This window comes from Streptomyces griseicoloratus (assembly GCF_014534645.1).
GTDB classification, from domain to species: Bacteria; Actinomycetota; Actinomycetes; order Streptomycetales; family Streptomycetaceae; genus Streptomyces; species Streptomyces griseicoloratus.
In genome coordinates this window covers 100034-125316 of record NZ_JACVQF010000138.1, presented here as the reverse complement: position 1 = coordinate 125316, position 25283 = coordinate 100034, and the positions used below count along the sequence as shown (strand labels likewise).

At 73.7% G+C, this 25283-nt stretch carries 22 protein-coding genes and 1 tRNA gene; 11 read left to right on the top strand and 12 right to left on the bottom strand.

Annotation, left to right across the window (positions count from 1 at the left end; translation table 11 throughout):
* Window positions 1-609, top strand: a 609-nt coding sequence (locus H0H10_RS40685) for a chaplin family protein (protein ID WP_188179455.1), incomplete at its 5' end; no start/stop codon positions are given.
* A gap of 132 nt (window positions 610-741) precedes the next feature.
* Here H0H10_RS40685 and H0H10_RS04340 read toward each other — a convergent pair.
* A complete protein-coding gene (locus tag H0H10_RS04340) occupies window positions 742-2013 on the bottom strand; it encodes an NAD(P)-binding domain-containing protein (RefSeq protein ID WP_188179464.1) in 1272 nt (423 codons plus the stop codon).
* Window positions 2014-2015: 2 nt separating this feature from the next.
* Window positions 2016-3281, bottom strand: coding sequence for a carboxylate--amine ligase (locus H0H10_RS04335; protein ID WP_188179454.1), 1266 nt, complete (start codon window positions 3279-3281; stop codon window positions 2016-2018).
* Between the two features lie 168 nt (window positions 3282-3449).
* On the opposite strand from H0H10_RS04335, the gene H0H10_RS04330 reads away from it, so the two are divergent.
* Window positions 3450-4655 carry a glycoside hydrolase family 26 protein gene (locus tag H0H10_RS04330; RefSeq protein ID WP_188179453.1) on the top strand — a complete coding sequence of 402 codons (1206 nt, stop codon included), beginning with the start codon at window positions 3450-3452 and terminating at the stop codon, window positions 4653-4655.
* Between the two features lie 11 nt (window positions 4656-4666).
* Here H0H10_RS04330 and H0H10_RS04325 read toward each other — a convergent pair whose 3' ends face one another.
* The 8 genes from H0H10_RS04325 to H0H10_RS04290 form a co-directional block, all read right to left on the bottom strand.
* Window positions 4667-5332: a YveK family protein gene (locus tag H0H10_RS04325; protein ID WP_188179452.1), complete on the bottom strand. Its 666-nt coding sequence runs from the start codon at window positions 5330-5332 to the stop codon at window positions 4667-4669.
* A complete protein-coding gene (locus H0H10_RS04320) occupies window positions 5329-6483 on the bottom strand; it encodes a glycosyltransferase (protein WP_188179451.1) in 1155 nt (384 codons plus the stop codon). Before H0H10_RS04320 ends, H0H10_RS04325 begins: the two co-directional genes overlap by 4 nt.
* 1 nt (window position 6484) lies before the next feature.
* Window positions 6485-7249: a polysaccharide deacetylase family protein gene (locus H0H10_RS04315; protein WP_188179450.1), complete on the bottom strand. Its 765-nt coding sequence runs from the start codon at window positions 7247-7249 to the stop codon at window positions 6485-6487.
* A complete protein-coding gene (locus H0H10_RS04310) occupies window positions 7233-8774 on the bottom strand; it encodes a lipid II flippase MurJ (RefSeq protein WP_188179463.1) in 1542 nt (513 codons plus the stop codon). The genes H0H10_RS04315 and H0H10_RS04310 overlap by 17 nt, the downstream gene beginning before the upstream one ends.
* Window positions 8775-9709: 935 nt before the next feature.
* Window positions 9710-11053 (bottom strand): O-antigen ligase family protein, encoded by a 1344-nt coding sequence (locus tag H0H10_RS04305; RefSeq protein WP_188179449.1) that lies wholly within the window; start codon window positions 11051-11053, stop codon window positions 9710-9712.
* Between the two features lie 5 nt (window positions 11054-11058).
* Window positions 11059-12486, bottom strand: coding sequence for an exopolysaccharide biosynthesis polyprenyl glycosylphosphotransferase (locus tag H0H10_RS04300; RefSeq protein WP_188179448.1), 1428 nt, complete (start codon window positions 12484-12486; stop codon window positions 11059-11061).
* Window positions 12483-13850: a glycosyltransferase gene (locus tag H0H10_RS04295; RefSeq protein ID WP_188179447.1), complete on the bottom strand. Its 1368-nt coding sequence runs from the start codon at window positions 13848-13850 to the stop codon at window positions 12483-12485. The genes H0H10_RS04300 and H0H10_RS04295 overlap by 4 nt, the downstream gene beginning before the upstream one ends.
* 45 nt (window positions 13851-13895) lie before the next feature.
* Entirely contained in the window at window positions 13896-14990 is a 1095-nt protein-coding gene (locus H0H10_RS04290) for a DUF3344 domain-containing protein (RefSeq protein WP_188179446.1), read from the bottom strand.
* Between the two features lie 317 nt (window positions 14991-15307).
* On the opposite strand from H0H10_RS04290, the gene H0H10_RS04285 reads away from it, so the two are divergent.
* From H0H10_RS04285 to H0H10_RS04255, 7 genes are all read left to right on the top strand, one after another.
* Window positions 15308-16045 (top strand): hypothetical protein, encoded by a 738-nt coding sequence (locus tag H0H10_RS04285; protein WP_188179445.1) that lies wholly within the window; start codon window positions 15308-15310, stop codon window positions 16043-16045.
* A 193-nt stretch (window positions 16046-16238) separates the two neighbouring features.
* On the top strand, window positions 16239-16514 hold the full coding sequence (locus H0H10_RS04280; RefSeq protein WP_188179444.1) for a hypothetical protein: 276 nt from the start codon (window positions 16239-16241) through the stop codon (window positions 16512-16514).
* A gap of 150 nt (window positions 16515-16664) precedes the next feature.
* Complete coding sequence (locus tag H0H10_RS04275) at window positions 16665-17168, top strand: tyrosinase family oxidase copper chaperone (protein WP_188179443.1); 504 nt, start codon at window positions 16665-16667, stop codon at window positions 17166-17168.
* Window positions 17152-18018: a tyrosinase family protein gene (locus tag H0H10_RS04270; protein ID WP_188179442.1), complete on the top strand. Its 867-nt coding sequence runs from the start codon at window positions 17152-17154 to the stop codon at window positions 18016-18018. Before H0H10_RS04275 ends, H0H10_RS04270 begins: the two co-directional genes overlap by 17 nt.
* Before the next feature lie 176 nt (window positions 18019-18194).
* Window positions 18195-18449 (top strand): hypothetical protein, encoded by a 255-nt coding sequence (locus H0H10_RS04265; RefSeq protein ID WP_188179441.1) that lies wholly within the window; start codon window positions 18195-18197, stop codon window positions 18447-18449.
* A 248-nt stretch (window positions 18450-18697) separates the two neighbouring features.
* Complete coding sequence (locus tag H0H10_RS04260) at window positions 18698-18958, top strand: hypothetical protein (RefSeq protein WP_188179440.1); 261 nt, start codon at window positions 18698-18700, stop codon at window positions 18956-18958.
* A gap of 141 nt (window positions 18959-19099) precedes the next feature.
* Entirely contained in the window at window positions 19100-19369 is a 270-nt protein-coding gene (locus tag H0H10_RS04255) for a hypothetical protein (RefSeq protein WP_188179439.1), read from the top strand.
* Window positions 19370-19542: 173 nt separating this feature from the next.
* Here the strand turns inward: H0H10_RS04255 and H0H10_RS04250 are convergent, their stop codons facing one another.
* Both H0H10_RS04250 and H0H10_RS04245 read right to left on the bottom strand, forming a co-directional pair.
* A complete protein-coding gene (locus H0H10_RS04250; protein ID WP_223179331.1) occupies window positions 19543-20598 on the bottom strand; it encodes an alpha/beta fold hydrolase in 1056 nt (351 codons plus the stop codon).
* 143 nt (window positions 20599-20741) lie between these two features.
* Window positions 20742-20814 (bottom strand) — tRNA-Arg (locus tag H0H10_RS04245).
* A 321-nt stretch (window positions 20815-21135) separates the two neighbouring features.
* Between H0H10_RS04245 and H0H10_RS04240 the strand changes: the two genes are divergently transcribed.
* Both H0H10_RS04240 and H0H10_RS04235 read left to right on the top strand, forming a co-directional pair.
* Window positions 21136-22752, top strand: coding sequence for a dynamin family protein (locus H0H10_RS04240; RefSeq protein WP_188179438.1), 1617 nt, complete (start codon window positions 21136-21138; stop codon window positions 22750-22752).
* 348 nt (window positions 22753-23100) lie between these two features.
* A complete protein-coding gene (locus tag H0H10_RS04235; RefSeq protein ID WP_188179461.1) occupies window positions 23101-25098 on the top strand; it encodes a YfjP family GTPase in 1998 nt (665 codons plus the stop codon).
* Window positions 25099-25283 lie beyond the last annotated feature (185 nt).

Here is a 25283-nt window from a genome sequence, read left to right as displayed (position 1 = left end):
GCGGTGGGCACCACCGAGGACTCCTCCGGCGTGGTGGCCGGGAACAACATTCAGGTGCCGGTCTCGGCGCCGGTGAACGTGTGCGGGAACAGCGTCGACGTCGTCGGGGCGCTGAACGACGCGTACGGCAACTCGTGCGGCAACGTCACGCGTGAGGAGGGAACGTACGGGTCGTCCTCCGACAGCTCCACCAGCGGCGCCCGGGCGGTGGGCACCGCCGAGGACTCCTACGGTCTGCTGGCCGGGAACAACGTCCAGCTGCCGGTCTCGGTGCCGGTGAACGTGTGCGGGAACACCGTCGACGTGGCCTCGGTGCTCAACGAGGCGTACGGCAACTCCTGCGGCAACACGACGGGCTGGTCGCCGGAGCCCGGCTACGGCACCGAGGAGGAGACGCCGGCCTGCGACGACTGCGAGGCGCCTCCGGCCACCAGCACGCCGGCCCCTCCCACGCGCGTCAGCGACAACACGCCGCCGGCCGGTGGTGAGGCGCCCCAGCTGGCCGAGACCGGCAGCGAGGGCATGCTGGTGGCCTCGGTCGCCGGTGCCGCACTGCTCACCGGCGGAGCCATGCTGTACCGCCGCGGACGGGCCGCCGCCCGTCAGTGACCGCTCCGGGGTGCCGGACGCGACCCGTCCGGCACCCTCCCCCACTCCCACCGGGCGCGCCCCCGGACCGACACGGGCCACCACGACGTGGCCGGGCCGGTCCGGGGGCGCGCCGCTGCCCGGGGCGGTCCGTCAGCGGCTCACCGGCGCCGGCGCCGGCGACACGCTTCGGCTGCCGGACCCCGGAACGGGAACCGTCCCGCGCGCCGGGGTCGCCCTGAGCCGGCGCCGCACCCCCTGCACCAGGGTCGACGCCGTGAACGTCGCACCGTGCACGAAACGCATGGCCGGCCCGAAGCCGGAGGCCGTCACGAGGCCCGCGAGGAACAGGCCGGGATGGGAGGACTCGAAGTCGCGCCCGGTCGCCGGGGAGCCGTCGGGCAGGGTCGCCAGCGTCCCGCACAGCTCGGGCGCGAGCATCCCCATGCGGTCGCAGCGCGGCCGGAACCCCGTGGCCGCGACGACGTGCTCGGTCTCCAGGGTGCGCAGCGTGCCCTCGCGGTTCACCGTGTCCAGCCGTACGCCGCCCGGCACCGCACAGGCCGCGGTGACCTCGTGGCCCGGCAGCAGCTCCACCGCGCGCTCCACCCGGTCCCGCACCCACCAGGCGCCCGCCGGCCCCAGTGCCGTGGCCGCGATGCGCGTGCGGGTCTGCCGCGGCAGACGCCGGAACAGGCCGGGACGCTCGGAGTAGAACCAGTTCCGCCAGCCGGGGCCGAGCCCGCTGTGCGGGGAGCGGACCGACTGCCACCAGGGGCGCTCCCAGGGCGGCGGCACGTCGTTCCACCGCAGTCCCTCGGCCCGCGCCAGGACCCGGACCCGCGTGCCCTGTTCCGCGAGCAGCGCCGCGGTCTCCAGAGCCGCCTGGCCGCCGCCGATCACCGTCACGTCCTTGCCGCGGAAGGGGGTGAGGTCGCTGTGGTGGCTGCTGTGCGTCACCAGCGCCGGGTGCAGTCCGCGCAGGGCGGTCGGCACCTCGATGAACGGCATCACACCGACCGCCAGCGCCACCGTCCGCGCGTGCACCGTCTCGCCGTCCTCGGTGAGCGCCGTGAAGCCTCCGGGGCCGGACGCCACCCGGATCACCGTGCGCTCGTCCACCTCCGGCACGGCATGGCGCGCGAACCACAGGCCGTACGCCGCGAACGCCGTCACCGGGATCGGCTCCGCGTGACGTGCCGTCAGTCCGTGCTCCTTGCAGTACACGTCCAGGCGCCAGCGGCCCTGCGGGTCGGAGAGGTTGGACGCCCACGGCTCCGACTTCAGGAACATGCCACCGGGCATGTGGTCCCGCCAGGACGCCATGGGCCGGCCGAACACACGCAGGTTCAGTCCGGCCGCCGCGGCGTGGGAGGCGATCGACAGACCGTACGGACCCGCGCCGACCACCAGAAGGTCGTACATCATCAACTGCTCGCTTTCTCGTTGTCGGTCAGGGAGGGTGAGGCCGCCCGGGGGATCAGGAGGGGTGCCGGTGCCGCGGGCGCCGCCTTCGGCGTGACCAGCCGTTCCCGCAGCCGGCCGGACACATGACGGCCCCACAGGGCCCACATCGCCCAGCCGGGGCCGCGGTCGTCCCGGGCGTACCAGGCCAGTTCGCGCCCGTCCCGCGCCGGACGCAGCGCGGTGAGCGGCGCGTAGTTCTCGACGACGAACGCCCGCCCGGCCGCCGCCGCGGAGCCGTCCGGGAACGGACGCCGCGTCAGGTCCAGGTGCAGGGCGCGTACGACGTCCAGTCCCGCGCTGTCCGCGAAGAGCCGGAACTGGGCGCCGGGGCGGGGGTTGAAGTCGAGCAGGTGGTAGCGGCCCGTCGTGCCGCAGCGGCGGAAGTCGAGGTCGAGGACGCCCCGGTAGCCCAGCTCGCCGGTGAGCCGCTCGGCCAGCGCCCGCACCTGCGGATTGGGCGTCCAGCGGCCCACCGCGGTCAGCCCGGCCCCACGCGGCCAGGCCAGTTGCTTGCGGCCCGTGCCGCCCGCGCGCAGGGTGCCCGAGCGGTCGGCGTAGCCGTGGAAGAACCAGTCCCGGTCCGGACCGGGCGGCAGATACTCCTGCAGCAGCAGCCGGCTGCCCGCCTCCTCGGTGCGCAGGTACAGCTCGCGGGCCTGCCGCGCGGACCGCACCAGCTGGGTGCTGCGCAGTCCGGCGCCGGCCGGCAGCAGCCAGGGCCGGCTCCACTTGGCCACCACCGGCAGTCCCAGCCGGTGCACGTCGGCGACGGCCCGGTCCGGGCCGTCCGGGATCAGTGTCACCGGGTGCGGCACGTCCGCGGACGCGCACACGGCGGCCAGTTCCGCCTTGTCGGCGACGCGTTCGGCCAGCGCGCCCGGCATCGCCGGCAGCAGATAGGAGGGAGCGAGGGCGTCCCGCATGCGTGCCGCGGCGATCGCGCTCGCGTCGTCCAACGGGACGAGGACCGCGGGGGACGGGAGGTGGCCGGCCACGCGGTGCAGCACGGCGACGATGTCCTCCGCGGATGCCCCCGGCGGTGGCGGGGGATGCATCCGGCGTACGTAGCGCGACCGGTGGACGGGACTTCCCGCCGAGTCGGCGACGAGATGCACCTCCACTCCCGCTCTGCCGAGCGAACGCACGGCGCCCAGCGTTCCGTGGTGAAAGGGATTCCGGTCGATCCGCAGCAGTACGGCGGGGACGCGGATGTCGAGCAGCGGCACGAATCCTCTCTTTCTTCGGATCGGCTCACCCGCACGGGCGAGAACAGCACTCGAAAGCCCCAGGGGCGGTGGCGCCGGGGGATTTCCTGTGACTGACTTCATATGACTGTTCGTCAATAGTGAGAAAACAGGCAGAAAGTCGGACGAGAGCGAAGGAGAGGAGCAGGCATGGCTCCACAGCACAGGCGGGCCGGGGTCCGCCGGCTGGCCGTGGGCGCGGCGGCGGTCGCCGTGACGGCCGCCCTGGCGTCCGGTCCCGCGTCGGGGGCGGGGGTGGTGCGAGCCGCCGATCCGAGCGCTCCGGCGCCGGGGGCCGGCCCGGCGGCGGGCGAGGAGGTTCCGCCCTTCGGCGCCTTCCTCAGCTCCGACGCCCGCGGCGTGGCCCGCATGGCGCAGCTCAGCCGCTGGCTGGGCGGTACCGAACTCCGCGTCGGCCACACCTACCTGCCCGGTAACCGCTGGAGCGACATCGAGGGGGACATCGGCTTCCTGGAGGCATGGGCGAAGTGGCGCAACGACAAGGACGACCGGATGCTCGTCCTCAACGTGCCCCTGCAGGAGCGCAACGAGGAGGGCGTCCGCGACGACGAGGTCCGGCACCTGCTGCGGCGGGGCGCGGCCGGGGAGTTCGACCACCACTTCCGTGCCCTCGCCGAGCGGCTGGTCCGGCTCGGGATCCCGGACACGGTCCTCGTGCTCGGCTGGGAGATGAACGGCACCACGTACACCCACCGGTGCGGTCCGGACCCCGAGTCCTGGAAGAAGTACTGGAACCGGATCGTCACCACCATGCGCGCGGTGCCGGGCCAGAAGTTCCGGTTCGACTTCACACCGAGCCGCGGCCGGGACGCCGTTCCCTGGACGGAGTGCTACCCGGGCGACGACACGGTCGACATCATCGGCATGGATTCCTACGACCAGCCGTCCGGGATGTCCTTCGACCAGCAGGTGAAGGAGCCCTACGGACTGCAGGCGCAGGTGGATTTCGCGAAGGCCCACGGCAAACCCATTTCCTATCCCGAATGGGGGCTTTTCCGTAACGGCGACAATCCCGAGTACATGCGGCGCATGCTCGCCTGGATCGACCGGCACAAGCCGCTCTACAACACGCTGACCGACTACTGCCCGCACGGTGTATGGCAGTGCGGGGCCAACCCGGGCTCGTCCCGCGTCTACCGCTCGGTCCTCTCCGGCCGCACCGACGGGACGATCCCCGCGCCGACCCCCACGCCCACGCCCACACCCGTGCCGACGCCCCCCACGGCACCGCTGCCTCCGGCGGGCTGCTCCCCGGTGGACCTGGGCAACTGGGTGGAGTACTGGCTCGGAGGAAAGCTCTGCCTCCGCTTCGACTGGTGGTCGCGCAACGACTAGCGCGGCCCGGCTCACCGGCCCGACCGCTTCCCGTGCACACGGGCGGCGGTGGCCGGGCCGGGCACCGAGGCCGCGGGGCGGGCCTCGTCGTCCCGGCCGGTCCGCCGCGGCCCGGCCAGCAGGGCGAGCCCGCCCAGCAGCCCGCCCGCGCTCGCCCCCACCGCCGTGGTCACCGCCCACGACGCGGACGTCGGCTCGCTCGGCTTCACCGCCCGTGAGAACTGCACGAGCCGGACCTGGGTGCTGCCCTTGGTGTGGTCCGCGTGCTGCGTCAGCGCCCGGGAGACCGCGTTGGCCATGTCGACCGCGAGTCCGGGCCGCGAGGAGGTGGCCGACACGGCGACCATCGGCGCGTCCGGCGAGGTCACCGCCCGCACGTGATCCTGCAGCGCCCGCACCGGCACGCCCGCCCAGACCTGGGCGTCCCCGAGCACCGCGAGCTGCGTGGCCACCCGGCCGTACGCCTGCGCGAAACCGCGGGCCGCCTCGGGGGTGGACTTCGAGGTCGGTACGGCGACGACGTAGCTGGTGGCCGTGTACGTCTCCGGGGTGAGCAGGCCGTACGCGCCGCCGAGCAGGCCGCCGGTCAAGGTGCCGGCCACGAGCACGGACCAGGACGGCAGCCTCCTGAAGCGGGCCGGGGAGAGGCGGCGGCGACGGGTCGGAGTGTCGGTCATGACGGGCTCGCTCCGATGGGTGAGGGGGAGGACGACGAACGGGAGACGGCGGCCGCGTACACGTCCATGAGGCGGGCCGTGCTGCGGGTGATGCTGTAGCGGTGCGCGACCTCGGGGGCCGTGCGCGGGCGGGGGCCCGACCCGCGCACCTCGGCGATCGCGCGGGCGTACGCCTCGGGGCCGCCGCACACGCGCCGGGCGCCGGCGGCGGCCGGCGGCCGCAGGTCCTCGATCGCCGGGCAGGAGGCGTAGAGCACGGGCAGGCCCGACGCCAGCGCCTCCACGGCCGCGAGACCGAAGGCCTCCTCCGCGGACGGCGACGCGAACAGGTCCATCGCCGAGGTGAGCGCGGGCAGGTCGGGGCCGGGGGAGTCGTCGGGGAGATAGGGGCGTTCGCCGGTGAACAGGACCCGGCCGGCCACGCCGGCCTCGTGGGCCGTGCGGCGCAGGACGTGCTCCTCGGGGCCGCCGCCCACCAGCAGCAGCCAGTGGTCGTCGGGGAGCCGGGTGAGCGCCTGCACGAGGACGTCGAACCGCTTGCCCCGGGTGAGCCGGCCGACACCGCCGACGACGAACGCCCCCTCGGGCAGGCCGAGGCGCCGGCGGGTGCGCTCGCGCCGCTCGGGGTCGAAGCGGAAGCGGTCCAGGTCGATGCCGTTCGGGACGACCTCGATACGGGGCGCGGGCACGCCCCAGCGCTTCAGGCGGTCGGCCACCGCCGAGGAGACGGCGACCGTCGACGAGCCGAGCCGTTCGCTGGCGAGGTACAGCGCGCGGACCCCGGGCGTCAGCGCGCGGCCCTCCATCTGCGAGTCGCCCAGGGAGTGCTCGGTGGCGACGACGGCGCGGACCCCGGCGACGCGCGCGGCGAGCCGGCCGTACACGCAGGCCCGGTACAGGTGCGTGTGCACCAGGTCGTAGCCGCCGGAGCGGATCACCCGGACCAGCCGCGGGAGCGCGGTCAGGTCGCGGTTGCCGCCCATGCCGAGATGCACGACGCGGACGCCGTCGGCGGTGAGGCCCTCGGCGACCGCGCCGGGGTTGGTGAGCGTGACGACGTCGCAGTCGACGGGCAGATGACGCAGCAGCAGGCGCAGTTGCTGCTCGGCACCGCCGACGCCGAGGCCGGTGATGATGTGCAGGGCCTTCATCTCACAGACCCTCCACCGGGCGCCGGCGCAGACGGTGCAGACGGTGCTTGAGGTACAGCCGCCAGGCCGTGTCGTTCTGCCCGACGTGGACGCGGGGCAGGGCGTGCGGGCCGGTCAGCGGGCCGGGGTCGATGGCGCAGGCGTAGGCGTAGCCCGCATCCCGTACGGCTTCGACGGCGCGGGCGTCGACCGTGCCGTACGGGTAGCAGAAGCCGTCGACGCGGGTGCCGGTCAGCTCGGCCAGCCGCGCCCGGCTCTCGACGGTCTCGGCCTTGAGGGTGAGGTCGTCCGCCCGGGTGAGGTCGATGTGCGTGAGCCCGTGGGAGCCGATCTCCACGCCCTCGGCGGCCGCCTGCCGGATGCCGTCCGCCGTCAGCAGCGGCTTGCGCGGGCCGAGCGGGTCCCAGGCGTTGTCGCCGCCGAGCCGGCCGGGCAGGACGAAGAGGGTGGCGCCGCAGTTCCAGCGGCGCAGCAGCGGCAGGGCGGCGGTGACGAAGTCGGCGTACCCGTCGTCGAAGGTGAGCCCGACCAGGCCCCGGCCCTCGCCCCGGGCGCGGGCGGCGAGCAGGTCGGCCACGGACACGCCGCGCAGCCCGCGCCTGCGCAGCCAGGCCAGCTGCCTCCCGAGCCGCTCGGGTGTGACCGTGATGCGGTAGGGATCGTCCGAGCAGTCGCCCACCGAGTGGTACATCGCCACCCACGGGAGGGGCCCCGGGCGCGGTGCGGGAAGTCTGCTGGTGGTGACGGAATCAACGGGAGCGGCCATGGGTGAGCTTTCGTGTGACGGCGCGTACGGAGCGCAGGGCGGATGCGGAGCCCGGGACCCCGAGGGCCCAGGTGAGCGGGACGAAGACGGCGGCCACGGTCAGACAGCCGGCCGCGAGGCCCGCCACCGGTGACGGGAACAGGCTCGCGGCGAACGCCCCGGCGACGGTGGCGGCGGCCGCGGCGAGCACGGGCCGGCTCAGCTCGGCCAGGACCTGCCGGACGCGGACCGAGACGCCGTGGGGGCTGTTGCGACGGGTCGTGCGCAGGCCGCCGAGCAGCAGGGCGGCGGTGACGGTGATGCCGAGGGCGTTGGCGGCGGCGATCCCCGCCACGCCCCAGGGGTGCACGGTCACGGCGCCGACCAAGGACGTCACGGCGATGCCCGCGGTCATCACGCCGACCGGGTACCAGCTGGGCCGGCCCGCCGAGAAGTACGAGCGGACCAGGGCGCCCACCAGCGTCTGGCCCAGCAGGCCGAGGGCGTAGACGCGCATGACGTCCGCCGTCGCCGTGGTGTCGCCCGCGGTGAACGCGCCGCGCTGGAAGAGCAGTTCGATCATCTGCGGTGCGCAGGCGATCACCGCGGACATGCCCAGCAGCACGATGCAGGACGCCAGCACCAGGTCCCGCTCCACGCGGCTGCGGGCGCGTTCGGTGTCCCCGTCCGCGAGCGCCCGCGCCACCACGGGGAAGGTGACGGTGCACACCATCAGCGACAGTGTCATCGGGATCTGGGCCACCTTCTGCGCGTAGTTCAGGTGCGAGATGGCGCCGGCGGGCAGGGAGGAGGCGAGGAAGCGTTCGACGAGGACCTGGGACTGGCGGCACAGGGCGAACAGGAGGACGGTGACGACCAGGGCGAGCCGCATCGGCCGCTCCTCGACGCCGGCCCCGGCCCCGGGAGCGTCGGGGGCCGGCGCGGGCGACGTCAGCCGCCGCCACAGTGACGGCAGTTGCACGGCCACCATGAGGCAGCCGCCCACCGCTACCCCGACCGCCGCGGAACGCACGCCCCACCGGCCGCCGAGCAGGAACATCGCGGCGATGATGCCGGTGTTGTAGGCGACGTAGATCGCCGCGGGCGCGAAGAAGCGGCGGTGCGCCCGGAGCGCGGCGCTGCAGTACCCGGCGAGCCCGAAGGCCAGCAGGCTGATCGCGGTGAGCCGGGTGCAGTCGACGGCGAGGCGGGGATCGGGCAGGCCGGGCGCCAGGACCCGGACCAGGTAGGGGGCCGTACCGGCGACCAGCGCGGCCACGGCGGCGAAGGCGAGGCACAGCCGGGGCAGGGTGGCGGCGACCAGGGCGCGGACCGGGTCACCCGGGGCGCCCCGGGCACGGCGGGCCAGTGCCAGACTGAACGCCGGGATCAGCACCAGCGCCAGCCCGTCCTCGATCAGCAGCGTGGCGGCCAGCTCGGGCACGGTCCACGCGACGAGGAAGGCGTCCGTGTCGCTCCCGGCGCCGAACAGCCGCGCCAGCGACTGGTCACGCACCAGCCCGAGCACCGACCCGGCGACGGACAGCGACGCCGTGACGAGCGTCGCCCGGGCAAGAAACTTCCGCGATGCCGATGCCGATGCCGATGCCGAGGCCGCGGATTCGCCTCCGCCGGGTCGGGATCCTCGGGGTTGGGGTCCGCCGGGCTGGAGTGCGACCGTTTCGGCCCCGGGGGGCTTGGGTCCGCCGGTCCGGGTCGGGGCGGTCCCCGGTCTGTCGGGCTGGGGTTCGGCGGTCCGGGTCGCGCCGGTTCCCGGCCTGTCGGGCTGGGGACCGAAGGGCTGGAGCGCGGCGGTTTCGGCTCCGCCGGTGCCGGCGCGGACGGCCTGGAGTTCACGGGACTGGAGTCCGGCGGACTCGGGTCCGCCGGGCTGGAGTGCGACCGCTTCGGCCCCGAGGGGCTGGGGTCCGACGGGCCGGGCCGCGCCGTTCTCGGTTTTGCCGGGCCGGGGTCCGCCGGGTTCGGGTTCGATGGTTCCCGTTCCGCCGAGTCGAGGTCCGCCGGGCCGGCGTTCGCCGGTTTCGGCGGCGACGGTTCGGGGTCGTCCGACGGGCTTGGGCCCGCCGGACTCGGGTTCGCCGGACTGGAGTCCGCCCGTTGTCGGCCTGCCGGTTTCGGTGCCGTCGGCCAGGGGCCCGCCGGTATCGGGTCCGGCGGGCTGGGGGTGGACGGGCGCGGGCCCGCCGGTCTCCGGTCCGACGGGCTGAGGGTGGACGGGCTGGGGGTGGACGGGCCTGGCCCCGTCGGTCTCCGGCCCGACGGGGTGGGGGCGGAGGGGTCCGGGGCCGTCGGTCTCCGGCCCCACCGGCTGGGGGCTGGCGGGGCCGGGCCCGGAGGTTTCGGGGTCAGGTCGCCGGGGGGCGGCAGGTTGGGGCGCGTTGGCCTCGGGTGTGTCGGTTGTGGGGCCGGCGGGGGCCGGAGGGGTGGTCTCGGCGCCGGGGGTTTGGGAAGGCAGTACCGTCATCGCGACACGGCCTCCTCGTCGCGGTCCCGTAGCCCGCCCCGCGGCACGACGTCCCACCGCTCGCCCCCGGCCAGCGCCCACCACGCCGCGAGCCCCAGGCCCATGGCGGTCAGCACGGTCGAGGGGCCGCCGATGTCCCCGTACACGAAGTCGGTCAGCAGCCAGACCAGCACCCCGCAGGCGACGAGCCCGCAGTCCAGCCCCGGGCCGTGACGCCGGACGCGCAGCAGCCGCCGTACCCCGCACACCAGCAGCGCCAGCCAGCTCCCGGCGAGCGTGAGCAGCCCGATGAGGCCCTGCTCGCTCAGCACCAGCAGGTACATGCTGTGCGGCGACAGCAGCGCCTGCCGCTGGTACTCCGCCCCGGCGCCCTCGACGTCGCTGCCCGACGACAGCGCCAGCGTGGCGTGTCCGTCGCGGTACTCCGGGAAGTTCTTCAGGCCCACACCGGTCAGCGGGTGTTCGCGCCACATGCCGGCCGCGGACGCCCACAGGGCGTACCGGTCGACGACGGACTGGTCGGGGGCGTCGGTGACCTGCGCGATGCTGTCCATCCGCTCCTGCAACTGCGCCGTGCCGACCCCGAACCCGCCCACCAGGACCACCCCCGCGGCGGCCACGGCCGCGGCCACCCTCAGCGCGCGCCGCAGTCCGGCCAGCGCCAGCTGCAGGGCGCACGTCAGGGCGGTCGCGATCCAGGCGCCCCGGCTGAAGGAGAGCGCCAGCGGCAGCAGCAGCACCAGGGCGCACCCGGCGGCCGCCGCCCGCTGCCGCACGGGCGCCCGGCCCAGCGCGATCCCGACCGCGCACACCAGGCCGAGGGAGACCGCCGTCGCCATGCCCATCACGTCCTCGGCCCCGAAGGTGCCGACCGCCCGGATGTCCTCGCCCTGGTAGGACGCGCCGGTCCGGGTGACGTACTGGTGCACGCCGACGGCCCCCTGCCACCCCGCGAGCCCCACGAACGACCAGGCCAGCACCCGGAAGCCGGCCCGGTCGCGGACCAGCATCAGCACGGCCGCCGGGACGAGCACGAAGACCTGCAGATAGCGCCCCATGCCGGTGAGCCCCGCCTGGGGCGAGGACGCCCCCAGCGCGGCGAGCGCGATCCCGGCGACCGGCAGGCCGAGCACCAGGGCCGCCGTGGCCGACAGCGGGCGCCGCCGCTCGCGCAGCAGACGGATCACGCAGTACCCCACCACCAGCGCGGAGGCGACGTCGGCGGGCCCCGCGCCGTCCCCCGTCAGCGGCAGGGCCAGCAGGGCGGGCACCGCCACCAGGGGCAGGACCGGCACCAGCGCGGCGGCCCGGCGCGGCAGCGGTGCGAGGGCGAGGCTCACGACTGTCAGCTCCCCGTCGGACGTACCAGCGTGGCCGCGGTGCGCAGCAGGATGCAGACGTCCTGCCACAGCGACCAGTCGTCGATGTAGGCGTTGTCGAAGCGGCAGCGGTCCTCGATCGAGGTGTCCCCGCGCAACCCGTGGACCTGGGCGAGGCCGGTGATGCCGGTCCGCATCCGGTGCCGGGCCGCGTAACCGGGATAGGTCTGGCTGAACTGCCGGACGAAGTAGGCGCGTTCGGGCCGCGGCCCTACCAGGCTCATGTCCCCGCGGAGCACGTTCCACAACTGGAGCAGCTCGTCGAGCGAGGTACGCCGCAGCATGCGGCAGAACCGGCGCATCTCGTTCTCGTCGGCCACGCTCCACCGGGTCGCCGACTCGTGCTCGTCGACCGGTCGGTGGGTACGGAACTTCAGCAGGGTGAACGGCCTTCCGTCCCTGCCGATGCGCTCCTGCCGGAACATCACGCCCGGACCGTCGGCGATCCGCAGGGCGGCCGCACACACCAGCAGCAGCGGGCTGACCAGCAGCAGCAGCGCCCCCGACACAAGGATGTCGAGCATCCGCTTGCCCACGCCGCCGGGGCGCACCGGGGACAGGTCCAGACGCCGGCAGGAGAACCCGGCGAGCCGTTCGCCGGCGGTGTACGACGGGGAGTCGGCGTCGACCTCCCAGACCACGCAGCCCGACTCGGCCAGCGTCCGCAGCAGCGGCCCCTGTTCGGCGCGTACCGAGGGATGGACGGCGAGCACCGCCCGCACCCCGTTCTGGATGACCGCCCGCTCGACCTCCTCGCCGGTGCGCAGCACCGGGATGCCCTCGGAGCCGTCCGGCTGCTCGGCGACGACCCCCACCGGCCGCAGCCCGCACCGCGGATGGCGCAGCACCGCCGCGGCCACGCGCTGGGCGGTCGCCGCCGGGCCGACGACGAGCGCGGCGTGCGGGTGGCGCAGCAGTGCGGCGCGCCGCCGCCCGTGCACGGCGGCGCGCAGCACGCAGCCGGCGGCGGCCTGCACGGCGAGACCCGTCAGCACGGTGCCGGCGGACAGCGCCTGCTCCGGCCGGTACGCCGCCCAGAGCGCGGCGGACGCCAGCCAGGCGACGGCGATGCGGCCGCACACGGCGGGCAGTTCCTCCAGCAGCCCCGGCACCGGCGGCCGGCCGGCGCGCGGGCGCAGCAGCAGCGATGCCGTGATCAGCAGGGCGATGAGCAGCGGGTGGCGCCGGTCCCCGGTGAGCGCCAGCGTGCCCAGCAGGGCGGCGGCACCGTCCGCGACGATCAGCGGGATCGGGGAGACCGGCCGTGCGGGGGGCCGCGCGGCGGGGAACCGGACACCGGTGGCGGCGCCGGGCGGCGGCATGACGGAGACGGCTGACAATCCGTGGTCCCGTGGCGGAGCGCCGGGGGAGGGCACGGTGCGTTCGGCAGTCACTGGTGGAACGACTCCCTGTGCTCGGTGGGCTCGACGTGCTGTGTGGTCCCGGTCGCCTCGGTGCCGCAGCCCCTGTCGAGCGGCTGACCGTGCTCGGCGCCGCGGGCCGTGGTGCTCCCCCGCTCTCGGTCCCTCCCCCGCTCCCGGCTTCGCCCGAGCGCGGAGACCCCCATGAGCGGGGGGACCCCCGTGCCCGCTCGGGACGGCCGCGCCCCGCGCGGGAGCAGCCGTGCGCCGAGCAGGTCGCGGTAGACGTCCGTGACCTGCTCGGCGGTGTGCCGTACGTCGTGCAGGGACAGCACGTGCCGGCGGCCCAGGTCGCCGAGGGACTCGCGCAGCGGCGCATCGAGCAGCAGCGCGGTGACGGCCGCGGCCAGTTCCGCCGGGTCCTCCGGCCGGACCAGGCACCGGCCGGCGAGGGCGGGCGGCAGGCTCTCGCGGGCTCCGTCGACGTCCGTGACGACCACCGGCCGTCCGCAGGCCATCGCCTCCAGCGGGGCCAGCGCCATGCCCTCCCAGCGGGAGGGCAGGACGACGAGGTCGGCGGCCTGGTACCAGATCGAGGCGTCGGTGACGGCTCCCGCGAACAGCACGGACCCGGGGGCGTGACCGCGCAGCCGGCCAAGGTCGGGCCCGTCGCCGACCAGGACTAGACGGGCGTCGGGAACCCTCTCCAGGACGGTCCGCCACGCCCGCAGCAGGACGTCCTGCCCCTTCTGCCGGCACAGCCGCCCCACGCACACCGCGAGCGGCGCCCGTGAGGGGACACCGGCGAGCGGTGCGAGGCGGCCCCGCACGGCCTTGGCGACCGCCGGGCGGTACTGCTCGGTGTCGACGCCGTTGGGCACGACGGTCCACCGGGCGTGGATCCCGGCGTGCACGCCGGTCGCGCGTTCCGCCTCGCTCACGCACACGATCCGCGTCGCCCAGCGCGCCCCCCATCGCTCCCACCGGAGCGCGAGGGCGGCGGCGGTCCCGCCGACCGCCTCGAACGACCAGGCGTGCGGCTGGAAGACCGTCGGGATGCGCCCGCGCACCGCGAGCCGGCCGGCGAGCCCGGCCTTCGCGCTGTGCGCGTGCACCAGGTCGGGGCGCAGCTCGCCGATCAGCCGTGCGAGGTGCCGTACCTCCCCGACGGCCGACGGGCCGGGCGAACGCGTCGCCCGCCAGTGCCGTACGTGCGCGCCGAGCGCCCGCAGCCGGGCGGCGAGCGCGCCGTCGGGGCAGGCGACGGCGACGTCCAGGCCGTCCGCCGACTGCGCCCGGACCAGATCCGTCACGACGCGGGCGACTCCTCCGTCCACCGGTTGGGTGAGGTGCAGGACCCGCGGCCTGCGGCCGGAGGGTGACGGGACCAAGGGCACGGTTTTTCCTCGCTCGGGAAGGCACTCGGGACGGAAGCGGCGAGTTCACCGCCGGGCATCGACCGCGGCGAAGAGCACGCCGGCCCACGCCGCGTCCCGCGTGGAGGAGAGCCGGAAGGTCGCCTCGTCACCGGCGTGCGGCAGCCGTCCGGAGAGACCGAACACGTCGGAGTCGTAGCCGAGGGTGTTGGCGTACGCCGGCACCCGCGCCGGGGAGTCGTCCCCGGGCCCGCTGATGGTGGAGTTCAGGACGTCGTCGGAGGAGTTGCCGGGACCGGTCAGTGACGTGGTGCCGGACCCGCCGGTGCTCACGGTGAGCGACTCGCCGTCGGTGCCGCGGTCGCCGTCGTACGCCACCAGGCCCACGCTGCCCCCCGCGCCCGCGGGGAAGTCCGCGTTCCGCAACCGGAGTTCCGCGGGGTGGGACCGCAGTGGCGCGAAGCCGTCCCAGAGCGCGAGGTGCCGCAGCGGTTCCGCCGCGTTCTCGTACGCCACCACCAGCGTCCAGCCGCCCCAGGCGCCGGTCGCCGATCTGCCGCTGGCCACGTTGACCTGCGCCACGGTGTACATCCCGGGCCCGCTGTCCCGCACCAGCGCCGTCACGTCCGCCGAGGCCTGGAAGGCGTCCGCGTTCTCGGTCACGCGGTGACCGACGACCGTGTCCGCGAGAACTTCCTTGTACTCCCCGCCGGGTTCGGCGATCAGCACCCGTCCGTTGTCCTCCGACGGCTTCTGCTCGCCGACGCGCAGGTTGCCGCCCCAGTACAGGCGCGCGTACGTCACCCGGGAACCGGCGGGCAGGCGGACCTCCGTGCGGGAGGAGTTGTAGGTGTTGGGGTCGCGGTCGACGTCGACGTAGAACATGTCGAAGCCGCCGTTCACCCCGGCGGTCCTGCCCGTCTGTACGTCCTGGCACGCGGGTGCCTGGTCCGTCCGGCAGGTGATGGAGGAGTTGGCGGCGCGCACGATGCCGCCCTGCTGGAGCGCGGCGTAGCGCGGGGCGAACGCGATGCTGTCCGCTTCGGGCGCGGGCGGTGCGGCCGTCACGGCCGCCGGGGAGCCGCCGGATACCCACATCGTGGCGAGGGCGAGGACGCCCACCGTCGCACGGCGAAGCCGCTTGGCCGAGGAATGGCGCATGACCGTCGGTGCCCTTTCGGAACAGGTGGAGGCACGCAGTGGCAGTGGCACGCGTGCGGTGCATATGCCTGTCGGGTTGGGTCAGGCGGTTCGCAACTCTAGCCACAAGGTGGACGAATCCAACGAAAGTCGGGCATATCAAAAAATGTGTTGGAACCGTGAAGGCCGGTTCCGCGCGCTGGGTGACGTCCCGTCAGGAAAGTCGGGGCAGCGGAGTGAAGGTGCTACGGCGAACGGCTCCAGATCGGTTGCGGGGCGTCTGACGCGGTTTCACGGTGGGATTCGAGCTCCGACCCTTCGTTCGAAAGGAACCCTCCATGCGTGCTCTTCCCGCACGGCGCATCGCCTGCAGCGCACTGTGCGCCGCCCTCCTGGCCGGGACGACCGGCACCGCCGCCATGGCGTCCGACTCCGCCCGCGAGCCCAACCGTGTGGTGTCGCCCGACACGCTGCTCGTGCAGGTGAGACATCTCGACGCGCGCGGGGGTGACCTCGCTCCGGTCGCCGATCTGCTGAACGCCGTCCTCACCACCGGCGAGGGCCGACTGCCCGGGGCCGAGGCCCGAAGACTGGGCGAGGCCGCGAAGAGAGCCGTGGACGACGCGATCGTGAGGGACGCCGCGAAGAGGATCGTGGAGAAGGCGGCCGGGAAGGCCCCGGCGGTCACGGCGACGGCCACGCCGACGCCGACGCCGACGCCGACGGCGTCGGTGTCGGCCGATACCGCGGCCGACGGTACGGACGACCTGCTGGACGCCCTCCGGCAGGCCCTCCAGGACCTGCTGGACTCGCTCCTCCCCGAAGGGGAGAACACGACCGACCAGGAGGTGCCCTCGCTCGACGGACTGCTGACCGAGGTGGACGAGCTCGTCGACGCGCTGACCGGCGCCGTCCCGGAGGCGTCGCCCCTGCCCGCCGAGCCGGCGACGGACGACGCGTCACCGTCGGCGACCGCCACCACGCTCCCCGCCCTCCCCGGGCTCACGCCGCTGCCCCTTCTCGCCCCTCTGACTCCCCTGACTCCTCTGACGTCGGTGCTGCTGCCGGCCTCGTAAGTCCCCTGGGGTCCGACTCCCGTCCGTCCGGTTTTTCAGGGCCCGGTCGTTCGGAGACCTCATATGTCGTTCAGAGATCTCATATGAGGACTTGCCAATCTTCGGCTCCCCGGTTTCCGCCGCGGCCGGGAATCGTTGGGCACGGCGACAGATTTCCCTCCGGCGACCCCGCGTTGCCGAAGAAAGGAACACGATGAAGTCCCTGAAGGCTGCCGCCGTCATTGCCGGATCCCTGATCGCCGCCGGCGCCGCCGCCCCCGCGTACGCCCAGGAGACCGAACTCGCCTCCACCGGCCTCGACACCGGCCTGCGTACGGCGCTCCCCTTCGAGCTGTGGTCGCAGCAGGAGGACACGAGCGCGCCGCTCGGCATCCAGAACCAGGAGCCGCTGCTGCACACGACGAAGGACGCGGCGGCCGTGGTGAACGAGGCCAAGCCGGTGCACGGCGACGTGGGCCTGCACGCCTGAGACCACGCCATGCGCAAGCCGGCCCCGGGGTGACCCCGAGGGCCGGCTTGCGCATGTGCACCGGCATTCACCTTCCTCGCGCAGCGGCGGTGACCGCGCGCGGCGTCCGTCGGTTACGGCTACCGACAACCGCACGGACAAGGAGTGATCGTGAACGTCAGTATCGACGGGGCGCCGGCGGGCGCCGGGAGCGCGACACCGGGGGCGCGGCCGACCGGGCCGGCGGGCAGCACACGCAGGGACCTGGCGCGCGGCCTGCGGGCCTGCGCGCTCGCCGCCGCCCTGGCTCCGGCACTCACCGCCCTGCGGCGTCCCCCGTCCCGGGCGGCCGCGAACGCCCCGCACGACAGCGGTTTCGACGTGACCCACCGGGGCCGCCGCATCCAAGGGGTGCGACTGCCCGCGCGGGGGGCGGCCGAGGACGTCCGGTGGCACGTCACCGTGGACGGCCGGCCCCTGCATCTGATGCGCCGTGCCGACGGCACCTGGCTGAGCATGGTCGACCACTACTGCTCGTACCCGACCCCGCTCGACGCCGCGCGCGCGGCCGTCGACGCCCTGGGCCCCGGACGGGGGCTGCGCGCCGCACCAGTGCCGGCGGCAGGCGAGGGACACCATCCGCACGAGGAGGGCCGGCATGGCGTACGTGCGTAAGGACGCCGCCACGCTCACCAGGGCCGAGAAGCGCCGGTTCGTCAACGCCCTGCTGGAGGTCAAACGCCGGGGCGAGTACGACGAGTTGGTGCGGCTGCACATCGCGTACAACTCCGCCGACGGCGAGCGCGGACTGCGGACCGCGCACATGGCCCCCTCCTTCCTGCCCTGGCACCGCCGGCTCCTGCTCGAACTGGAGGGCGCCCTGCGCCGGGTGGACTCCTCGGTGACCCTTCCGTACTGGGACTGGACCCGCGACCGCACGACCACCTCCGCGCCCTGGACGGCGGACCTCATGGGCGGCAACGGGCGCCGCTCCGACGGCCGGGTGACGACCGGGCCGTTCGCCCACCGGGAGGGCAACTGGCCCATCAGAGTGGGCGTCACCGACGAGGGCTTCCTCACCCGGGACCTCGGCCGCCACCGCGACCCGATCGGCCTGCCCACGAAGAGCGACCTGGACCGGGCGCTGAAGGACCCCGCCTACGACGTGGCGCCCTGGGACTCGACGGTCACACGGGGCTTCCGCAACAAGCTGGAGGGCTGGGGCACCGGCCGGGGCAGCGTCTCCTGGCGCAACCACAACCGGGTGCACCGCTGGGTCGGCGGCGTCATGCTCGGCGCCGCGGCCGTCAACGACCCCGTCTTCTGGCTCCACCACGCCTTCGTCGACCTGCAGTGGTACCGCTGGCAGCGCCGGCACCGCGGGGCGGCCTACGCCCCGGCGACCCCGCCGCGCCGCGGCGACGACCAGCACGGCCGGGTCGTGGCACGGCACGAGAGGCTGCCGCCGTGGGACGTGACACCGGGCGAGCTGGAGGACGTCGGCCGGATCTACCGGTACGCGTGACACGCCCCCGCGTTCGTCCGTCCGGCGCAGGCGTCGCAGGGCTGTGAGCTGCACCTTTACGAAAAGGTCACACAGCCGGGCGTTTTGACTGTCAAAGGGAGCGAATGTCGCATATGTTGACCACTGTCAGTGACCGGTCCAACTCGGATCGTGTCGACTCAAGAAACGGAGAGGTAATGCGCAAGTACCAGAAGGCCGCCGTCGTCCTGGCCATGCTCGGCAGCGCCGGCTTCCTCGGCACCGGTGTCAGCTACGCGGGTGGCGACCCGTCGGTCGACATCAAGAGCACCCAGAGCAACGTGTGTGGCAACGAGAGCCAGGACGGCATCCTGAACATCAACCGCGTCCAGGCCAACGTCATCGCCATCCCCGTCGCCTCGCCGCAGGACCTGAGCCACTCGACGGTCTGCAGCAACGCCTTCGGCGGCTGAATGGTCAACGGCTTCAGTGGCTGAGAAGTCACTGAGTAGTGACCTGGGCAGGTCCCGGCGTCCGAACCCCGTGTTCGGAGGTCCGGGGCCTGCCCTCCGGCTTTTCGGAACCGGGCGTTTTTAGCACTTTTCAGGGAATTTGCGCGACTCGGCGTTTCAGCTGTCAAAAGCCGCAAGTCTCTCCTAGGTTAACCACTGCCGGTGACCGATCCATCACGGATCGTGTCGGTACGAGAAACGGAGAGATAATGCGCAAGTACCAGAAGGCTGCAGTGGTCATGGCGATGGTCGGCAGTGTCGGCTTCGTCGGCGCCGGCGTGAGCCACGCGGACGACCCCTCCGCGCAGCTGACGAACACTCAGTCCAACTCGTGCGGCAACGAGAGCCAGGACGGCATCCTCAACATCGGGCGCGTCCAGCTCAACATCCTGGCAGTTCCCGTCGCCTCCCCGCAGGACTTCAGCCACGACACGACCTGCACGAACCAGCTGGCCCTCGGCGGCGAGTGATCAGCCTCAGGTGATCTGGGTAGGCCCCGGTGCCCGCATTCACGTCCGGGCGCCGGGGCCTGCCTCTGGCTTTTGCCACTCCCGAGCGTCCGGAACGTCTCTGGTCCGGTCGCCCGGGACCGACCATGAAGGAGAAGAGGGATGATGAATTCGAGGAAGATCGCCGCGGCGGCGGGCCTCCTGTGCGGCTTTGCTCTGATCGGTGCCGGTAGCGGTCACGCCTTTGGCGAGGAAGTCGTCAACACCTGCAACGACGACGGCAAGAAGAACGTCCGCTGCGTTCAGGAGTCCGAGTACACCGTCACCACGGACAAGTACGGGACCGTCCACGTCGTCAACAAGCAGTCGCACGAATGCGACAGCGGCACCTGCACCAGCCGGATCGACGTCGGCGAGAAGAAGGAATCCTGACCTCCTGCCGAGGCGCTCTTGTCGACATCGGCACCCGTCGCGTAAGTCCATCCGGACGCGGGGATGGCCGGAACCCGATACCGGGTCCCGGCCATCCCCGCGTTTCCGGTGCCGCCCCGTCGGCTGGGCCGACTCGCCCGAGGGGCGGGTTTGTCATCCGAGGGGCGGCTTTCTCATCGGCAAGCCGTCGCGTGGGCGGCGCCGGCCCCCAGGGATTCGACGGCGTTGCAGTACGGCAGGTCGTCGATGGGACGGTCGGTGCAGAAGCGGCCGATCAGTTCCGAGGACTCCTGCCTGCGCTCGACGGTGACCAGGTGGTCCGACTCCTTGACGGTGGTGAACCGCGCCGAAGGCATCGTCGCGGCGAGTTCCCGGCCCATCTGGGGGGTGCACAGACTGTCGTACTCTCCGGTGAACACCAGGGACGGCACGTCGGGGACGGGCAGCGGCTCGTAACACCCGTGCGTCATCAGCCTCGTGTTGTGCTCAACGGCCTTCTTGATCTCGTCCGGCGTCTGGTTCACGAACTGCTGCTGGAGGAGCCGTGCCACGGCCGCGTGCTTGCGGACCTTGCCGGCGCCCGGGTTCGACATGAACAAGCGCACCAGTCCGTCCGCGGCTTCCTCGATCTCGCCGCGTCCGAGCGCGTGCGCCAGGCGCGGTACGGCGTCGGTGTAGATCGCGGGAAGACGTTTCGCCGCGCCGCAGAAGACGATGCGCCTGACGAATTCGGGATGGAGCTGCGCGAAACGCAGGCCGACGACTTCCCCGAAACAGCCGCCGAAGAGGTTCACTTGCGGCATCCCGCACTCCACCAGCATGTGCCTGATCGCGCCGGCGAGGAAGTCGATGCCGTAACGGGCCGGCAGGAAGTCGGAGGTGCCGTAACCGGGGAGGTCCACGGTGACCACCGTGCACAACGGTGCCAGCCACTTTTCGTGCCCCTGCCAGGAATACCTGTTCTGGGACGATCCGCCGAGCAGTACCAACGGCGCCGTCGTCGGGGCCTCCTGATGGACGATCCGGCACGTGTACGCGAAACCCTCGAAAACGAGTCTCCGTTCCTCCACCTGCTGCGGTGCAGGAGGAACGGACCCGTGACCCTGTGTGTTCGGTGAGTCCTGGGCGGCGGCAAGGGTGGTGCGCATGGACGGCTCCGCGACGAATGGAACGACGGCGAACCCGTACATGATTACCGGCACCCCTACATTTTGGCCGTAACCACTCATTTGTGGGCGATCCTGTGAAGAGCCCTACAGGTGGGGGTGCTGTGCGCTGTCGTGAGGTGTCGCGGGCAGCCCGACGGGCGACGCGAAGGGTCCGGGAGGCGGAGGGCGTGCACGGCGCCCGAAAGCGGCAAACGCCGAATGGGCGCCCCCGGCAGGACTCGAACCTGCGGCCAAGCGCTTAGAAGGCGCCTGCTCTATCCACTGAGCTACGGGGGCCTGGTGTGGTGGCCTCGGTCGTGGTGCCCGGGTGTGGGCCGATCCGTGACGTTGCCGGAGACAAGGATAGGGCTCCCGGCTCCTTGTCCCTGTTGCTTCGCCTCCGTGGCTCGATGTGGAGGTTCGGTGAAGCGGTCCTGATAATCGCAGGCAGGTACGAATCGTGCATCGCTTTTGGCGTCTTCCGCATCGGGTGTTGTGCACTCGTTATGCCTGGGCTGTGCTCGTGTCCCACTAGTCCCTTCCGCCCCTTGTGTCCGGTCGGCGCGCAGACATGCTCATATGCTTCAGAATTCCCCTAAAATTGGGCATTCTTCGCATGTGGTGACCTTGCACGTACGGCCTCAGCTGCTCGACGCACTCTCCGCCCTGCGCGACCGTGTCGCGGCCGCACGCTTCCCGCTGCCCCTCGCGGGGGCTCCACGCGCGCGTGCCAACCGGGACGAACTCCTCGCACAGCTCGACGACTACCTGGTGCCCCGGCTCAGGCAGCCCGAAGCGCCCCTCCTGGCCGTCGTGGGAGGCTCCACCGGCGCCGGGAAGTCCACGCTGGTGAACTCGCTCGTGGGACGCCGGGTCAGCGAGGCGGGCGTCCTGCGTCCCACGACCCGGACACCGGTGCTGGTCTGCCATCCGGACGACCACCACTGGTTCAGCGACATGCGGGTGCTGCCCGACCTCACGCGCGTGTGGACGCCCCGGCAGGACCACGGCGACGACCTGCTCATGCCCGGTGAGAGCCCCGAGAGCCCCGGGCGCGTGCTGCGCGTCGAGACCGCCGACACCCTGCCGCCCGGCCTCGCCCTCCTGGACGCGCCGGACGTCGACTCGCTCGTCGCCGACAACCGCGTCCTGGCCGCCGAACTGATCTGCGCGGCCGACATCTGGGTGATGGTCACCACAGCCGCCCGGTACGCCGACGCCGTGCCCTGGCACCTGCTGCGCACCGCCAAGGAGTACGACGCCACCCTGGTCACCGTGCTGGACCGGGTCCCGCACCAGGTGGTGGCCGAGGTGTCCCGGCAGTACGGGGCGCTGCTCACCAAGGCCGGGCTCGGCGACGTTCCCCGCTTCACCGTGCCCGAGCTGCCCGAGTCGGCCTGGGGCGGCGGACTGCTGCCGGCCACCGCCGTGGCACCGCTGCGCGCCTGGCTCGTGCACCATGCGCAGGACCCCGGAGCCCGGCACCACGCCATGGCCCGCACGGTGTACGGCCTGCTGAACTCCCTCAAGCCCCGGATGTCCGAGCTGGCCGGCGCCGCCGCCGCGCAGTACGCCGCCGCGCTGCGCCTGACCGCCGCCGTCGACGAGGCGTACGACAACGAGCACGCGCGCGTGTGGGGGCGGTTGCAGGCCGGGGCCGTCCTCGCCGGGGACGCCCTGAAGCGGTGGCGGGCCTTTCCGCTCGACTGCTCCCCGGCGGAACTCCTCGACTCGCTGGTGGAGAGCCTGAGTGCACTGCTGCTGTGCGCCGTCACCGCCGCCGACGAGCGCGTCGACGAGGCGTGGCGGTGCGAACCGGCGGCGGACGCGCCCGGGCTCGCGGGCCCGGACCCCTCGGCCCATAGCGCCGAGCACCGCATCGGGCTGGCCGTACGGCGGTGGCGGCGGGTGCTGGAGGAGTACGCGGAGGAGGAGATGACCGGGCGCGACCGGAGCGCGGCGCCGGACCCCGAGATGGTCGCCGCCCTGGTCGCCACCGCACTGCTGGGCGGGCGCCGGGCCAGGAACGCCGGCGAGGGCCTTGCCGAGCGGATCGGCGCCCACGGCGCGCTGCGGCTGCGCGACCGGGCCTGGCGGCTGCTCACCGAGCACGTGGACCGGGTCCTGCACGCGGAGCGTGAGCGCCGGCTCGCGCCGCTCGACGCGCTGGACGTCCATCCCGAACCCCAGGGCGAACTCATCGCCGCGCTGTCCGTACTGCAGAAGGAGAGGTGAGCGGTGACCGCCGTCACTGACCAGGACCCCACCGAGCACGCCGGCCACACGGAGGCGACGGCCTTCGGGCGCGAACGGGAGGAGCAACGGGCCGCCGAGGTGGTCGCGGGCCGTCACGCGGAGCGCGCGGACCGCGTGGAACGAGCGGGCGACGGGCGTTCCGGGTACGGCGGGCCGTCGGGGCACGTCGGGCCGTCGGGACAGGGTGGGACGTCCGGGCACGTCGGGCCGTCGGGGTATGCCGGGGCTGCCGAGCGTGGTGGGGTCTCGGGGCCGGGCGGGCCGGGCGGGCCGTCGGGACAGGGTGGGGCGTCCGGGCCGGGCGGGTCGTCGGGGTACGACGAGCCGATGCGGCCGGGCGGGACTTCGGGGCGTGGTGGGCCGCTGGGAGCGGGCGGGGCCTCGCAGCGTGGTCGATCGCCGGAGGGCGGCGGGTCCTCGGAGCAACGACTCGGCTCCTCCGGACCTGTTCCCCCTGGTCCGTCGAAGCAACGCTCCGATGCCCCGGAGCAGCGACCTCGCCCGTCCGACGACAAAAGACACTTCGAACCCACCAGGCACTCACAACCCAAAAGCTCCTCGGACCACGAAAGATCCCCGCAGCACGACAGGACCCCCGAGCCCCGCGGCGAGGGGGACGCCTGGGACGACGGGCTGATCGCGCGGCGCGTGAACGAGACCGACGGTGCCCCGCAGTCGGCCGTCGTGGAACGCAGGCCCTCCGGCAACGCGGCCCCGATGCCCCTGGCGTACGACGGAGCGCTCAGGTCGCGGCTCGACGCCCTGCGCGAGCTGGTGGGTCTCTCCCGCACCCGGCTGGACGGCAGGACCCTCGCCGAGGCCGGCCGGGTCCTCCATGAGGCGTCCGCCCGGCGCAGGCTCTCCGGCGAGCACACCGTCGTCGCCATCGCGGGCGCCACCGGCAGCGGCAAGTCGCAGCTGTTCAACACGCTGGCCGGGGTGACGATCTCCGAGACGGGCGTGCGCCGGCCGACCACCGCCGCGCCCATCGCGTGCAGCTGGAGCGACGGCGCGGCCACCCTGCTGGACCGGCTCGGCATCCCGGGCCGGCTGCGGCGGCGCCCCATCCACTACCCGGACACCGAATCGCCGCTGCGCGGACTGGTCCTGGTGGATCTGCCCGACCACGACTCGGCGGCCGTGCAGCACCGCGAGCAGGTGGACCGCATCCTGGCGCTCGTCGATGCCGTCATCTGGGTCGTCGACCCGGAGAAGTACGCCGACGCCGTCCTCCATGAGCGCTATCTGCGGCCGATGGCGGGCCACGCCGAGGTCACCTTCATCGTCCTCAACCAGGTCGACCGGCTGCCCGGGGAGGCCGCCGATCTGGTCCTCGACGACCTGCGGCGACTGCTCGACGAGGACGGGATCGCGCTGGGGGAGTACGACGAACCCGGCGCGACCGTGCTCGCGCTGTCCGCCCTCACCGGGGAAGGCATCGACGACCTGCGGGAGGCGCTCGGCCAGTTCGTCGCCGAACGGCAGGCCGCGGCACGCCGGATCTCGGCGGACGTGGACGCCGCCGCGCGGGACCTGCGGCCCGTGTACGTCACCGGTCGGCGTGCCGGGCTCAGCGAGGGGGCACGGGAGGAGTTCGCGGACCGGCTCGCCGACGCGGTGGGCGCCACCGCGGCGGGCGAGGCCGCGGAACGCGCCTGGCTGCGCAACGCCAACCGGGCCTGCGGCACGCCCTGGCTGCGGCTGTGGCGCTGGTGCCACGACCGGCGGGAGTCGACCACCGGACGGCTCCCGCTGCGCGCCCCGGCCGACGAGGAGGCCACCGCCCGCCAGCGCGTCGAACATGCGGTGCGCACGGTGTCGGACCGGGCCTCGGCCGGGCTGCCGGCACCGTGGGCGCAGGCGGTGCGCGAGGCGGCTGCCCGCGGTGCCCAGGGGCTGCCCGAGGCCCTCGACGAGCTGGCCGCGCGCGCGGGGCTGCCGCCGGGGCGTCCGCCGCGGCCGGGGTGGTGGCCGGTGGCCGTGCTGGCCCAGGCGTCCATGACCTTGCTGCAGGTGGTGGGCGGCCTGTGGCTGCTGGGCCAGATCCTCGGGGTCATGTCGCCGAACCTGGGCGTGCCCGTGCTGCTGATGCTGTCCGGCATCATCGGCGGCCCCGTCATCGAGTGGAGCTGCCGCATGGCGGCCCGGGGACCGGCCCGGCGCTACGGCAACGAGGCGGAACGCCGATTGCGGGAGGCGGCCGCGGGATGCGGCCGGGCCCGGGTGCTGGATCCGCTGGCGGCGGAGTTGCTGCGGTACCGGGAGGTGCGGGAGCAGTACGGCCGGGTCACGGGGGTCACGGGGGCGGGGGTCGCCGCGAGGTAGGGACGCGGACCGGGAGCCTCACCCGTCCGGGTGAGGGAGTTGTCCACAGGCCGGGGGTGGTCCACAGGGCTCGGCGGGCCCGGACCGGACGGAGGCAGTCTGGCCTCGCGGCGATCGCGACGGAGGCGGTCGTCACGGCAGACACAGCCGTACGGGACGGGCCCGTACGCGTATCCGCCCGGCGC